10 protein-coding genes and 2 pseudogenes are annotated in these 13,542 nt (G+C 70.9%); 8 read left to right on the forward strand and 4 right to left on the reverse strand.

Annotated elements, in window-relative coordinates; all coding sequences use genetic code 11:
- The first annotated feature begins 20 nt into the window (after nucleotides 1–20).
- Both QQK29_RS13020 and QQK29_RS13025 read left to right on the forward strand, forming a co-directional pair.
- A pseudogene (locus QQK29_RS13020) lies at nucleotides 21–1,345 on the forward strand (M50 family metallopeptidase).
- A gap of 41 nt (nucleotides 1,346–1,386) precedes the next feature.
- A complete protein-coding gene (locus tag QQK29_RS13025) occupies nucleotides 1,387–1,998 on the forward strand; it encodes a GNAT family N-acetyltransferase (RefSeq protein WP_284300870.1) in 612 nt (203 codons plus the stop codon).
- Here the strand turns inward: QQK29_RS13025 and QQK29_RS13030 are convergent.
- The 4 genes from QQK29_RS13030 to QQK29_RS13045 are packed head-to-tail and all read right to left on the reverse strand — an operon-like array spanning nucleotide 1,995 to nucleotide 6,452.
- Nucleotides 1,995–3,266 (reverse strand): low temperature requirement protein A, encoded by a 1,272-nt coding sequence (locus QQK29_RS13030; RefSeq protein WP_284300872.1) that lies wholly within the window; start codon nucleotides 3,264–3,266, stop codon nucleotides 1,995–1,997. The genes QQK29_RS13025 and QQK29_RS13030 overlap by 4 nt on opposite strands.
- Nucleotides 3,263–5,212 (reverse strand): putative Ig domain-containing protein, encoded by a 1,950-nt coding sequence (locus QQK29_RS13035; RefSeq protein WP_284300874.1) that lies wholly within the window; start codon nucleotides 5,210–5,212, stop codon nucleotides 3,263–3,265. The genes QQK29_RS13030 and QQK29_RS13035 overlap by 4 nt, the downstream gene beginning before the upstream one ends.
- Nucleotides 5,107–5,820 (reverse strand): hypothetical protein, encoded by a 714-nt coding sequence (locus tag QQK29_RS13040; RefSeq protein ID WP_284300876.1) that lies wholly within the window; start codon nucleotides 5,818–5,820, stop codon nucleotides 5,107–5,109. The genes QQK29_RS13035 and QQK29_RS13040 overlap by 106 nt, the downstream gene beginning before the upstream one ends.
- Nucleotides 5,817–6,452 (reverse strand): hypothetical protein, encoded by a 636-nt coding sequence (locus QQK29_RS13045; protein ID WP_284300878.1) that lies wholly within the window; start codon nucleotides 6,450–6,452, stop codon nucleotides 5,817–5,819. Before QQK29_RS13045 ends, QQK29_RS13040 begins: the two co-directional genes overlap by 4 nt.
- Before the next feature lie 70 nt (nucleotides 6,453–6,522).
- Here QQK29_RS13045 and ispG point away from each other — a divergent pair, with 70 nt between their 5' ends.
- From ispG to QQK29_RS13070, 6 genes and pseudogenes are all read left to right on the forward strand, one after another.
- Complete coding sequence (gene ispG, locus QQK29_RS13050) at nucleotides 6,523–7,692, forward strand: flavodoxin-dependent (E)-4-hydroxy-3-methylbut-2-enyl-diphosphate synthase (RefSeq protein ID WP_284300880.1); 1,170 nt, start codon at nucleotides 6,523–6,525, stop codon at nucleotides 7,690–7,692.
- A 136-nt stretch (nucleotides 7,693–7,828) separates the two neighbouring features.
- Nucleotides 7,829–8,500, forward strand: coding sequence for an acyl-CoA dehydrogenase (locus QQK29_RS13055; RefSeq protein ID WP_284300882.1), 672 nt, complete (start codon nucleotides 7,829–7,831; stop codon nucleotides 8,498–8,500).
- A gap of 71 nt (nucleotides 8,501–8,571) precedes the next feature.
- Nucleotides 8,572–9,249: a signal peptidase I gene (locus tag QQK29_RS18755; RefSeq protein WP_431308700.1), complete on the forward strand. Its 678-nt coding sequence runs from the start codon at nucleotides 8,572–8,574 to the stop codon at nucleotides 9,247–9,249.
- A gap of 560 nt (nucleotides 9,250–9,809) precedes the next feature.
- Nucleotides 9,810–10,838 carry a choice-of-anchor G family protein gene (locus QQK29_RS13060; RefSeq protein WP_284300884.1) on the forward strand — a complete coding sequence of 343 codons (1,029 nt, stop codon included), beginning with the start codon at nucleotides 9,810–9,812 and terminating at the stop codon, nucleotides 10,836–10,838.
- Nucleotides 10,766–11,629, forward strand: a complete 864-nt coding sequence (locus QQK29_RS13065) for a hypothetical protein (RefSeq protein WP_284300886.1) — start codon at nucleotides 10,766–10,768, stop codon at nucleotides 11,627–11,629. Before QQK29_RS13060 ends, QQK29_RS13065 begins: the two co-directional genes overlap by 73 nt.
- Before the next feature lie 49 nt (nucleotides 11,630–11,678).
- A pseudogene (locus QQK29_RS13070) lies at nucleotides 11,679–13,449 on the forward strand (proline--tRNA ligase).
- The last annotated feature ends 93 nt before the right edge of the window (nucleotides 13,450–13,542 follow it).

Here is a 13,542-nt window from a genome sequence, read left to right on the forward strand (position 1 = left end):
CGGTGCCCTAGCCTGGCGCCGTGGAAACCGTGCTGCTCTACGTGCTCGGCATCGTCGTGGTGGTGGTGGGCCTCGCGCTCTCGATCGGTCTCCACGAGCTCGGCCACCTGATCCCCGCGAAGCGATTCGGGGTCAAGGTCGGGCAGTACATGATCGGCTTCGGCCCGACGCTCTTCTCGCGCAAGCGCGGCGAGACGGAGTACGGGGTGAAGGCCATCCCGCTCGGTGGCTACATCTCGATGGCGGGCATGTATCCGCCCGAGCGCGCGGGTGGTGAGGCGCGCACGGCGAGCACCGGGTTCCTCGACACCCTCGTGCAGGACGCGCGCGACCAGTCGGCCGAGACGATCGCGCCGGGCGACGAAGACCGCGTCTTCTACAAGCTCCCGGTGTGGAAGCGGATCGTGATCATGCTCGGTGGGCCGACCATGAACCTGCTCATCGCGATCGTGCTCTATGCGGTCGTGCTGTGCGGTTTCGGCGTCTACCAGGCCTCGACGACGCTCGGCGTGGTGAACGAGTGCGTCGTGACGGATGCCTCGCAGACCGAGTGCACGGCATCCGATCCGGCGGCCCCGGCGGCGGCCGCGGGGCTGCGACCCGGCGATCGCCTCATCTCGATCGCGGGCACCCCGGTGACGAGCTGGGACCAGGGCAGCGAGCTCATCCGTGCGCACCCGGACGAGGAGGTCGCCTTCGTCGTGGAGCGCGACGGCGCCGAACTGACGCTCGACGTGACGCCGAAGCTCACCGAGCGGCCCGTTTTCGATGCGAGCGGTCAGCCCGTGCTGGATGCCGACGGGCAGCCCGTCACCCAGGCCGTCGGGTTCATCGGGGTGGGGCCCGCATCCGAGAAGGTGCAGCAGCCCGTCACGGCGGTGCTGCCGGCGGTGTGGGACAACACCGTCGCGGTCGGCAAGATCATCGTGACGCTGCCGCAGCGGCTCGTGCAGGTCGCGCAAGCGGCGTTCGGGGAGACGAGCGCGATCCGAACGGACCGATCAGCGTCGTCGGGGTAGGACGGCTCGCCGGTGAGATCACCGCGCTCGACGCCGCACCCGTTGCAGACCGGGCCGCGAGCCTCATCCAGATGCTCGCCGCGCTCAACGTGGCTCTCTTCGTCTTCAACCTCATCCCTCTGCTGCCGCTCGATGGGGGACACGTCGCGGGAGCGCTGTGGGAGGCGATCCGGCGCCGCATCGCGAAGCTCGCAGGAAAGGCCGATCCCGGACCGGTCGACATCGCACGGCTTGTTCCCGTGACGCTGGTGATCGTGGCGATCCTCGGGATCTCGAGCGCTCTGCTGATCTACGCCGACATCGTCAACCCCGTCACGCTGCAGTAGCGCGCCGCACCGCTGTCGGCGGGAGCTGGCAGGATGACGTCATGTCGGAGACGATGATGGCGGAACTCCGCGTGCTGCCCGCGAACGAGGTGAGTTGGGAGCAGCTGCAGACCGTGTTCGGGCAGCGCGGCGATGCCGCGGGCTGCCAGTGTCAGTGGTTCCTGGTGCGGGATCACGAGTTCGCGGCGATGCCGCACGAGCAGAAGCAGGCGCGCCTGCGCGAGCAGACCGCGTGCGGGCACCCGAACGCCGCCACGACGAGCGGCATCGTCGCCTTCCTCGGCGACGAACCAGTGGGGTGGTGCGCCGTCGAGCCCCGCTCGCACTACGTGCGCCTCGCGCGTACGCGCGTGCCGTGGGCGGGGCGTGAGGAAGACCCGGCCGACGACGGGGTCTGGGCGATCGTGTGCTTCGCGGTGCGCACCGGTTTCCGTCGGCAGGGCGTGAGCACCGCGCTCGCGATCGCGGCCGTCGAGCACGCTCGAGCCAACGGTGCGCGTGCCGTCGAGGGCTACCCCAAGCAGCTCGCGCCCGGCAAGCAGGAGATCTGGGGTGAGCTCTACGTCGGCACGCCGAGCATGTTCGAGGCGGCGGGAATGCAGGTCGTCTCGCAGCCCACGCTGCGCCGCGTCGTGATGCGGCGGGAGTTCTAGGCTCCGGCGCCCGGCGCGTCGTCGGCGAGCAGCAGAGCGAGGCGCGCCGCCTGATGGCGGTGTCCGATCGTCTCGTAGCCCACGATCACCACGACGGGGGCGGCCACGACGAGGCTCAGCCACACGGCGAGCGGTGCCCCGGCCGAGGCGACGAACATCGAGGTCCCCAGAATCGCGACGGCGCCGACGATCAGCACCACGTGGAACGGGTCGAAGGTTCCGATGAGCAGCGAGTAGAGCGCGAAGAAGGCCAGCAGCAGCACGATCACGGGAATCGCGACGGCCGAGGCGATCGCGAGCGCCGAGAGCTGTGCTTCGCCCTCGGTCGCCATCGCCGCGACATCGAGACCCGCTCCGGTGGCCACGAGGGCGCCGAACACGACGAGGTGCCCGTATCCCCAGACGAAGCCGCGCCCCCGGAAACGGGCGAGCAGCACGCCCGACGGCATCATGTAGTACGTCCACCACAGGGCGAAGGCGAGTGCGGTGCCGGCGAAGCCCACGATGCCCGCGTCGACGGTCCAGCCCGACTCCTGCACGATCGCGCTGATGGTCGATGCCGTGCCCAGGATCACCTCGCCGAGCGTGATGATCGTGAGCAGCGAATACCGCTCCGCGATGTGGTGCGGATGCCACGGCGTGCTCGTGAAGCGCCGTTCGGCCACGATGGGGCCCGCGGTCTCGATGAGGTAGAGCGGCACGGCGGCGAGCAACCCCGCGACCAGCGGCGGGTGCCCGAGGCCGAGCGCGATCCATCCGCACTGGGCGAGCGCGAGCGACACGATGAAGGTGAGCGCCGTGCGTCGGTGAACGCGATCCTGTACGGCCACGCGGATCCAGAGGGCGAGCATGCCGAGCCGCATCACCACATAGCCGAGCACGACGACGCCGGGCTCCAGCCGCCCCTCCTCGATGCCCGCGAACACCTCAGGCACGCCGAGGCTCAGGATGAGCACCCCCACCATCTGCACGAGGGTCATGAGCCGCACGAACCAGTCGTCGGTGTCGAAGGCCGACGCCCACCACGAGTAGTTGATCCACGCCCAGCTCACCGCGAACGTCGCGAAGGCGAAGGCGAGCAGGCCGCTCGCGGTATGCCCCATCGCGATCGTGTGCGCCAACTGCACCGAGGTGGCGCCGAAGGCGATGACGAAGGTCAGGTCGTAGAGCAGCTCGAGCGGGCTCGCCGCGCGATGCGACTCATCCGGGTCCCGTCCCACCGCGGGACGGAGCCGGTGATGCAGAGGCGCGGAGACGCTGCCGGTCACCTCGTGAGAGTAGCGCGCCGGCGTCGTCCCGTGGCCGCGAGCACGAGACCGATTGCGAGGAGCAGCCCCGCCAGGGTGAGGTCGCCCGCGGGCGCGGCACCCGTGCTGGCGAGCCCGGATCCCGCGGCAGCGAGCACCGTGAACCCTGCGGACGCAGTGGCGCCCGATGCCGCGATGACCACGATCGAGTGGCTGCCGGGGTCGACATCCGTGGGGATCGTCACCGAGCCGTCGATCGCGCCGGCGAGGTCCGCTGTGAAGGTGGCCAGCAGTCGCGGCGTCGAATGCAGTTCGACGTTGACGCTCTCGCCCGGCTGGAACCCGGTTGCCTGCACGTGCACGGCGCTGCCTGCGTTGCCGCTCCCCGGCGAGACCTGGATGACGGGCGCGGCGCGCACGGTGAGCTCGAGGTCGATCGGGGCGGGGTCCAGGCCGATGCCGTTCTGGGCCGAGATGGTGACCGTGAAGGTGCCTGAGGTCGTCGGCACGCCGGTGATGTGGTCGTCCGCGCCGAGCGTCAGCCCCGCGGGCAGGCCCGTGGCGAGCAGGGTCGGAGCGGGGTAGCCGGCTGCCGTCACGGCGATGTCGAGGGCGACGTCGACGGGTACCGAGACGGGAGCAAGCGCGGTCAGGGTCGCGGGAACCGTGACCGTGAGCACGAAGGCCTCGCTCACGGCGGCACCGACGCCGTTGTCCGCCTGCACGGTGACCTGGTACGTGCCCCCGGCGGCCGTGGGTGTGCCGCTCAGCACGAGCTGTCCGCCTGTTCCCGCGATGGTGAGTCCGGCGGGAAGCCCTGTCGCCGTGATCGCGGGGGCGGGGTATCCGGCGTAGCTTCCGATCGTGTCACCCGCGATCGCGACGCCCTGCTGGGCATCGCGGTCCCCGACGGGAGTGAGCGTTGCAGGCGCCGTCACCACGACCGAGACGGACGCGGTGGCGCTGCCTGTCGTGTTGGTGGCTGTCACCGTGAACGGGCCGAACTGACCCGAGACACCCACCGGCGGCGTGGCCGAGAACACGCCCGTCGTCGCGTCGAAGTCGAGCCACGCGGGTAGCGCGGCCGGCGGGGTCAGCGTCGGCAGTTCGTGACCGCTCCACTCGAGTTCGAGGGTCGCGCTCGACCCGGCCTGCACCGTGAGTTCGGGAGCGGCATCCGCGAACGCGGGTGCGGCGAGGGCGCTGATCGTGAGCAGGTGCACGGCGTCGGCGCCGATGCCGTTCGAGGCGACGATGCGCAGCTGCACGGTGCCCGCGGTACTCGGCGTGCCCACGATCCGCAGGGTGCCCGCCGTCGAAGCGTCGACCGACAGTCCGGCGGGAAGCGACGGGGTGCCGCCGCCCAGGTCGGTGACGGTGAAGGTGGGCACCGGGTAGCCGTCGGCGACGACCTCGGCACCGGTGAGAGCCGTGCCGACCGTGGTCGAGGCGCTCGCCGGCCCGGTCACGAGCGGCTCGGCATCCACGACCCACGACCAGGTGGCCTGGCTCGTGCCGATCGCGTTGGTCGCCGTGAAGGTGGCGACGCCGGATGCCGCGGCTACGTCGGCGGGGCGACCGGGCGTGCCGGTCACTGACCACGTGGTCCCGTTGAGGATGACGCCGAGACCGCTCGGGAGACCCGTCGCTGTGACCGAGCTCGGCGCGCCCGCCGTGACGAGCTCGAGCGATTGCGCCGTGCCGGCGACCACGTGCGAAGCGCTCGGTGCCGTCACCCCGGGCAGGTCGCCGACGAGGATCGTGACGTGCTCGGTCGAGCTGCCGAACTCGTTCGTCGCGGTGATGGCGACATCGGCGCTGACATTGGTCGTCGGCGTTCCCGACACGACGCCCGCCGCGGTCATCGTGAGCCCGGCGGGAAGCCCGGTGGCCGAGAACGTCGGCGCCGGGTAGCCCGTCGCGACCACCGAGAACGGGGTGATCGCCTCGTCGCGCACGAGAGCCATCGCAGCCGGCGGCGTGACGACGGGCACCTGCCCGACGCGGAGGAGCGCGCGAAGGCGGCGCTCGACCACTCGGTGCCGACGGTCGTGGCGATCGAGTAGTCTCCCGCCGTGGTCGGCGTGCCGGTGAGCACGACCGAGCCACCCGACATCGCGATCGTCGTGCCGGGCGGCAGGCCGGTGGTCGGCCCGAGGATGCCGGCGGCGGGTGTCGACGACGCCGTGCCGAGCGTGAGCGGACCCGCCTGGCCGACGAGGGTCGTGTTCGTCGCGTAGCCGACCGTCACGGGTGAGGGCACGACAACCCGCAGTGTGCGATCCGCCGTGAGGCTGTTGGCGACATCGGCGTGCACGTCGATGCTCGTGTCGACGTACGCCGTGCCCGGGTTGCCGCTCAGCACGAGGGACGTGCCGCCGCTCGTGGCGGACGTCGTGACCGTCATCCAGGCGGGCTTGCCGGTGACCGACACATCGGGTGCCGGGTTGCCGGTGACGGTGATGGTGTGGGTCGTGGTCGTCGACGGCGGGAAGGCGTAGGTGCCGGGGCCGCCGATCGACGGGGCCTCATAGCTGGGTTCGCCGACGTTCGTGCCGATGCCCTCGAAGGTCACCGAGATGTCTTGGTGGTTGGCGGGCGTCGAGATGATGAGCGTGATGCTCTTGACCTGGTGGCGGTCGAAGCCCGGGGGAAGGCGAAGACGGCGACGTCTCCGGGGGACTCGGGTGCGTAGCGGATCGTGAGCCAGTCGCCCGCGGGGCCGCCGTTTCGCGTCAGACCGTAGGCGCCCGCGACCTTGCCGTTGATGTCGACGGCCTCGACGCCGAAGGTCACGGCCGAGGGCTGGTTGGGGACGACGTCGCGGTAGCGGAGGTCGACGCGGTCGGCGCCGCCCTGCTCGAGATCGACCGAGGTGGGCGCGGTCCAGCGGACCTTCGCGGACGCATGGTTGCATCCGAGCGCATCGTGCGCGCCGACGTCGACGCGCATCGTGCCGCTCGCGATGGTGAGGTTGGTGCTCCCCGTGACGTCGCAGTTACCGGCCTGCGGCACGAGCTCGCGCGTGCCCATCGAGTTGCCGGCGAAGTCATCGACGCTGAAGCCGATGTCGTCGGCGACCGCGCTGAACGGCGTCGCGAGCACCGCACCGCCGACGGCGAGCGCGAGAGCGAGAAGTGATGCCGTGGCGCGGCGCGTACGAGACGTGGTGGTGCGCATGAAGTCCTCGTTCGGGTAGCGGGACATGAGAGTCTCGCAGAGCGTACCGCGCCGGGGCACCCCGGCATCCCCCAGGAAGCCGTCCTAAGCTGGGCGTGTGCCAGCCGTGAACATCGGGTTGCCCCGTTCAGCCGACCGAGGGGCTCCCGCCGAGGTGCTCGCCCCGCGTCGCAAGTCCCGCCAGATCAAGGTCGGCAAGGTGCTCGTGGGCGGCGACGCGCCCGTGAGCGTGCAATCGATGACGACGACGCCCACCACGAACATCAACGCGACGCTGCAGCAGATCGCCGAGCTCACGGCATCCGGATGCGACATCGTGCGCGTCGCGGTGCCGAGCCAGGACGACGCGGACGTGCTGCACATCATCGCGAAGAAGAGCCAGATCCCGGTGATCGCCGACATCCACTTCCAGCCGAAGTACGTCTTCCAGGCGATCGACGCGGGCTGCGCGGCGGTGCGCGTGAACCCGGGCAACATCCGCAAGTTCGACGACCAGGTCGGGGCGATCGCGAAGGCGGCGCAGGCCGCAGGCGTGAGCCTCCGCATCGGGGTGAACGCGGGCTCCCTCGACCCGCGCCTGCTGGAGAAGTACGGCAAGGCCACCCCCGAGGCGCTCGTCGAGAGCGCGGTCTGGGAGGCGAGCCTGTTCGAGGAGCACGACTTCCACGACTTCAAGATCTCCGTCAAGCACAACGACCCGATCGTGATGGTCAAGGCGTACCGGATGCTCGCCGAGCGCGGCGATTGGCCGCTCCACCTCGGCGTCACCGAAGCCGGCCCCGCGTTCCAGGGCACCATCAAGTCGGCGACGGCGTTCGGCATCCTGCTCTCCGAGGGCATCGGCGACACCATCCGCGTCTCGCTCTCGGCGCCGCCCGCCGAGGAGGTCAAGGTGGGGCTGCAGATCCTGCAGTCGCTCAACCTGCGCGAGCGCAAGCTCGAGATCGTGTCGTGCCCCTCGTGCGGACGCGCCCAGGTCGATGTCTACACGCTGGCCGACTCGGTCACCGAGGGGCTGCAGGGCATGACCGTGCCGCTGCGCGTCGCCGTCATGGGATGCGTCGTGAACGGTCCCGGTGAGGCGCGTGAGGCCGATCTCGGGGTCGCCTCCGGCAACGGCAAGGGGCAGATCTTCGTGAAGGGCGAGGTCATCAAGACCGTCCCCGAGTCGGAGATCGTGGCGACCCTCATCGCCGAGGCGCAGCGCATTGCCGACGAGATGGGTGCCGACGCGCCCGTCGGGGAGCCCGTCGTCGTCACGAGCTGACGCGCTCCAGCTGTCGTCGGCGGCCCCAACGGGGGTAGAACGCTCTGAGCACCCAAGCCATGATGGGCACAAAGGATCAGGGCGACGGAGCCCGTTCCGACCTTCGCTCTGGTCCCTGACGATCAGGAGACGACTCATGGGCGGAATTCGGGTCGAGGCGCGGCGTGCGCGCTCTCGGAACAAGGCACTGGCGATCGCGGCCGGCGGGATCGTGCTTGCGGCGGGCATCACGGTTCCCTCGCTCGCAGCGTGGACCGACATCGAGTGGGTGACGGGCGGCGCCGGCAATGACGCGGGCGTGACGGCGTCGACGTTCGAGGTCGAGCAGTTCGCGGCGGGGGATGCCGACTGGGGTCACTACGAGACCGAGGCAGGAGCCAACGTCGTCGACTTCTCGGCGCAGGCCGCGGCACTGAGCCCCGGGGACACCGTCTATGGGTACGTGCGGCTGCGCACGGTCGCCGGTTCGCTCGGCGGTTCGCTCACCCTCGCGGCCGATACCGCCGTGGTGGCCGACACGCTCTCCGCGGCGCTCAGCTATGGAGCACGCGTGATGGATGACACCACCGGATGCACGGCAGCGGCCTACGCGACGACCGGAACCGAGTTGCAGGCCGTCGGGTCGGCACTGAGCGCGAGCAGTGGCAGCACGTTCTCACTCGCCGCGGCGGCCGATGCCTCGACGCCCGGCACCGAGCAGGTCGTCTGCTTTGCCCTGACGTTCCCCAGTGCCTTCGCGGACGACACGGCGCTGCAGGGCGACACCGTCGCGCCGGTCTGGCACTTCGACGCGGTCTCGGTGTCCTGACCACGCGGCAGCTCGTGCTCGTGAGACGCCCACTCGGTGGGCGGATGCCGGAGGTGACCCCGGAGGCGGGCATGCCTGCCCATCGGTGGGCAGGCATCGCGCAGAGCGTCCTCATCGCGCTTGCAGGCGCGGCGGGGCTGCTCGCGCTGCTCGCCGCCGCCGCGCCTCTCGTGGGGTTCCAGCTCGTACGCCTCGCGACCGGCTCGATGTCGCCGGACCTTCCCGCCGGGTCGGTGCTGGTGGCACAGGACGTCGACGCCCGTGAGATCCGACCGGGCGACGTCGTGACCGTCATGCGTGCCGACGGCAGCCCGGTGACGCACCGCGCGGTCGAGGTGACGCCTGCGGGAGCCGGCGCGCGATTGGTGCTGAAGGGTGATGCCAACGATCAGGTCGACCCCGCGCCCTACGTGGCCACCCGCGTGGGGCGGGTCGTCGCGGGCGTGCCATTCGGGGAGCGGTATTCGACCTGCTCGGCGGCAGGCTGGCGGTGCCGGTGCTCGCGGGCCTCGCGGGCTTGCTCGTCGTGTGGGCCTGGTGGCCGGAGCCCCGCAGCCCTGCTCATCGCGCCGGCGTGCCGCTGGCTCGCTCCGACGAGGGGGTCCGCGGATGAGACGGGTGGTGTTCGGGGGACTCGCAAGCGTCGCGCTCGCGGTGCTCGCGTCGTTCGCGGTCGCGCAGCCGGCTGCCGCAGACATCGTCGACGACGGGGCGCCCGGCCTGCTCACGATCGACGCCGAGCCCCGTGAACTGCAGCTCGATCTGGACCCGGGAGATCACGGCGAGTGGCTGCTCACCCTGCGGTTGGACGCGGAGTCACCGGGGCAGCTCGATCTGCGCATCATGAGCAGTGGAGTGCTCGTCTCCGACCGCGCGGGGCTCCTGATCGGTATCGAGGAGTGCTCCGTGCCGTGGCTGCCGCCCGTGGGACCGGTGGCGGATGCGAGCTGCCCCGGTGCCGCATCCGTGCTCGTGCCCGTGACACCGTTCATCGATATCGCGCCGAGCGAGATCATCGACCTGGGCACCCTCGCCGCCGACGGGGAGCGTTACCTGCGTGCGACGATCGCGTTCCCCGAGCCGGCGCCCGGCGAGCTGCAGGGCGGGGACGCACGGTTCGCGTTGGGATTCGCCGCGGCGGGAGACGTCGAGGAGGTCGACGGTTCCGGGCCGGATGACGGCATGCCCCCGACCGGCGCGAGCGCGGCGATCCCGCTCGCGCTCGCGGCACTGCTGGCCATTCTGGGCATCGCGCTGCGGGTGGCCACTCGATCACGCGGCCGTCGGGTCGCCAGAGGGGCTGATCGGGATGCGTCGCACGCCCCGCCGCCTCGCTGCGAGCACCGCTGTCCTGGCGCTCGGCGCGGGACTCGTGGTCTCCACGACGGTGCCGAGCTCTGCCGCATGGACGGATGTCGAGTACGACCGCACCGACCTCACGGCCCTCGACTGCACGCTCGAGAATCTCGGAACCAGCACGGCATCCGGAACCGTCATGGGCGGCACCCTGCTCGGCCTCGACCTCGGCACCGTCTCCGAAGTGCGGGGGCTGCGTGTGACCGACGACGGCACGGGAGCGAGCGCCGACCCCGATTCCGCGACGGAGGTTCCGGCGAGCGGCGGCGACGCCTACCAGAACCCGCTCGTCGCCTCTGCCGCGTTCGGCGCGATCAACCTCGACCTCGGCGAGGTGCTGCGTGTGCCCCTCGCGACCGAGGCGGGTGCCTACGGCCAATATGCCCGTGCGAGCGACGACGCCTCGTCGGCGGCGGCGTCCGGAAGCATCACCCAGGGCGGGGGCATCGACTTCGACGCGATCTCGGCGCCGCCGGAGGAACGGCCGCGGTTCGGAACCATCGAGCTCGGCACCCTGCTCACCAGCGCGCTCGGCGAGAGCCTCTCGGACGCCGTCGCACAACAGCTCACGGATGCACGCCTCGGTATCGGGGCGATCGCATCCGCCGCGTCGCTCGCGGGGTGCGACGCGGCATGGGCGCGATCGGTGGATGACGCGCTCCTGCGCGACTACGCGATCGCCGGTCTCGACCTCGAACTCGACTCGCCGCTCACCGCCCAGCTCACGACGGGGGTGTCGTCTGCCGTCACGTCGCTCGAGGCGGCGCTCGCCGGGCTCACGGCCGATCAGGACCTGCGTGACGCGCTCGCCGGCGCCGTGCTCGGGCCGGACGGCCTCGGTCCGCTGCTCACGGGCCTGGGCGTCGGCACGCCGACGATCTCGCTTCTGGTGACGGCGGACTTCTCCTCGTGTCGCAGTTGGGCGACGACACGATCACCGACGACGAGGGCATCGTCGCGATCGATCTCGCCACCGGAGTGATCACCGTCGACCTCGAGAGCCTGTTCGGCGCCACCTACGGCCAGGACGATCTCAACGGCCTGCCGCCGAACACCGAACTGCTCATCGACGGGGAGGTGCTCTCGACGTTGCTCACCGCGGTGGGCGACGCGCTCGACGACTGGACGGCATCTGTCGTCGACCGTCTCGACGCCGCGCTCGACCTGGTGCGGGTGCAGTTCTCGCTCTCGGTACCGCTCACACTGCTCGGTAACACCCTCGGAACCCTGACCGTCTCGACCGACGCGAGCCTGGCAGCGCTCGCCGCAGGAACGGCGGTCGTGACCGCGGGGTTCGCCCAGACCCCGGGGCTGTGTTCGATCGTGGTGATCGGGCCCACGCTGTGCGGCGCGGTCACCACGCTCCTCACCGGTCTCACCCCGGCGGTGCTCGCCGCACTCGGCCCCGGCATCGCCGCGATCCTCACGACGTCGCTCGACGGGGTCGCGGCCCCCGCTCTGACGACTCTCGGTTCGACCGCGGCGGCAACGGCATCCGGAGTCGTCGTGCTGCTGGGAGACAGCCTCGGCGGGCTTTTCGGGTCGGCGGGCCTCATGGGCCTGCTCGTCAACGTGCAGAACGATCCCACGGCACCCGGCGCCGGTGCCGAGCCCGCGTCGTGGTCGGCGCTGCCGGCGCCCGACTGGGCGTATCCCGCCTCGACCGGGGTCTTCGACGTCGCGGCGCTGCAGCTGAGCGTGGTGGGCGCCGTTCAGGCGATCGAGCTCGATCTGGCACGGTCCTCCGTCGGCGAGAACGTCGTCACGGGGTGACCGGGTCCTTCGACACCGAGCGGTGAGGGGGCGCCGATACAGTAATCGGGTGCCCACCCTTCTGTCTCAGCTCTTCGTCCGCACCCTGAAGGAAGACCCCGCCGACGCCGAGGCCACCAGCCACAAGCTGCTCGTGCGCGCCGGGTACATCCGTCGGCAGGCGCCGGGAGTGTTCGCCTGGCTGCCGCTGGGGCTGCGTGTGCGCGCCAAGATCGAGCGCGTCATCCGTGAGGAGATGGCGGCCGCAGGTGCGCAGGAGGTGCTATTCCCCGCGCTGCTGCCGCGTGAGCCCTACGAGGCGACCGGACGCTGGGAGGAGTACGGCGAGAACATCTTCCGGCTGCAGGATCGCAAGGGCGCCGACTATCTCCTCGCGCCCACGCACGAAGAGGTCTTCACCCTGCTCGTGAAGGATCTCTACTCGAGCTACAAGGACCTTCCGCTCACGATCTTCCAGATCCAGGACAAGTATCGCGACGAGGCCCGCCCGCGCGCGGGGCTGCTGCGGGGACGCGAGTTCTCGATGAAGGACGCGTACTCCTTCGACTACACCGATGCGGGACTCGACGTCTCCTACCAGGCGCAGCGGGACGCCTACGAGCGCATCTTCGCGCGCCTCGGGCTCGACTACGTCATCGTGCAGGCCGACGCCGGTGCCATGGGTGGTTCCCGGTCCGAGGAGTTCCTGCACCCCACCCCGATCGGCGAGGACACCTTCGTGCGGTCGGCGGGCGGCTACGCCGCGAACGTCGAGGCGTTCACGACGATCGCCCCCGAGGCGCTGCCTCTCGACGGGCAGCCGGACGCGGTCGTGCACGACACCCCCGACACGCCGACGATCGCGACCTTGGTGGATGTCGCCAATGCGTCGCACGCGCGCGAGGACCGCCCCTGGACGGCTGCCGACACGCTCAAGAACGTCGTGCTCGCCCTCACCCATCTCGACGGCACTCGCGAGCTCGTGGTCGTCGCGCTCCCGGGGATCGCGAGGTCGACATGAAGCGCGCCGAGGTCGCGTTCGCGCCCGCCGACGTCGAGCCTGCGACCGAAGCCGACTTCGACAGGAATGCGGCGCTCGTCAAGGGCTACATCGGACCGTGGTCGCCCACGGGACCGGTGCTGGGCGAGGAATCGGCATCCGGCATCCGCTACCTCGGGGACCCTCGCGTGGTGGACGGCACTTCGTGGATCACCGGCGCGAACGTCTCGGGCAAGCACGTGTTCGGGCTGCTCGCGGGACGGGACTTCACCTTCGATGGCACCGTCGAGATCGCCGAGGTGCGCGCGGGAGACCCCGCCCCCGACGGCTCCGGCCCGGTCGAGCTCGCGCGCGGCATGGAGATCGGCCACGTCTTCCAGCTCGGACGCAAGTACGCCGAGGCGCTCGACCTGAAGGTGCTCGACGAGAACGGCAAGCTCGTGACCGTCACGATGGGGTCGTACGGGATCGGCGTCACGCGCATTCTCGCGGCGATCGCCGAAGCGACGGCCGACGAGCGGGGCCTGCTGTGGCCGCGCGGGATCGCCCCTTCGACGTGCATGTCGTCGCCACGGGCAAGGACCAGGTGGCGTTCGAACTCGGTGCGCGCCTCGCCGGCGAGCTCGAGGCGGAGCGCTTCGAGGTGCTCTACGACGACCGCCCGAAGGTGTCGCCCGGCGTCAAGTTCGGCGACGCGGAACTGCTCGGCGTGCCGACGGTCGTGATCGTGGGCCGAGGGGCGGCGGATGGTGTGGTCGAGCTCTGGGATCGGCGCAGCAACGAGCGCACCGAGGTTCCCGCATCCGAGCTCGTGGAGCGCTTCCGCTCCTCGCTCGGCTGAGGCGGCGGCGGCCCGTGCCGAGGGCCTCCTGTGCCGCGCTGGCTCGGCGAGGTGCCTGAGAATCGTGCGAGTTGGTCGAATCCACCCGGCGGA

Source organism: Homoserinibacter gongjuensis, assembly GCF_030161875.1.
GTDB classification, from domain to species: Bacteria; Actinomycetota; Actinomycetes; order Actinomycetales; family Microbacteriaceae; genus Homoserinibacter; species Homoserinibacter gongjuensis.

Bases quoted from the DNA above. Each gene is read 5' to 3' on its own strand.
- QQK29_RS13025 (WP_284300870.1), top strand. From the start codon at position 1,387: ATGTCGGAGACGATGATGGCGGAACTCCGCGTGCTGCCCGCGAACGAG.
- QQK29_RS13035 (WP_284300874.1), bottom strand. From the start codon at position 5,212: ATGGCTCTCGTGCGCGACGAGGCGATCACCCCGTTCTCGGTGGTCGCG.
- QQK29_RS13045 (WP_284300878.1), bottom strand. From the start codon at position 6,452: ATGTCCCGCTACCCGAACGAGGACTTCATGCGCACCACCACGTCTCGT.
- QQK29_RS13055 (WP_284300882.1), top strand. From the start codon at position 7,829: ATGGGCGGAATTCGGGTCGAGGCGCGGCGTGCGCGCTCTCGGAACAAG.
- QQK29_RS18755 (WP_431308700.1), top strand. From the start codon at position 8,572: ATGCCTGCCCATCGGTGGGCAGGCATCGCGCAGAGCGTCCTCATCGCG.
- QQK29_RS13060 (WP_284300884.1), top strand. From the start codon at position 9,810: ATGCGTCGCACGCCCCGCCGCCTCGCTGCGAGCACCGCTGTCCTGGCG.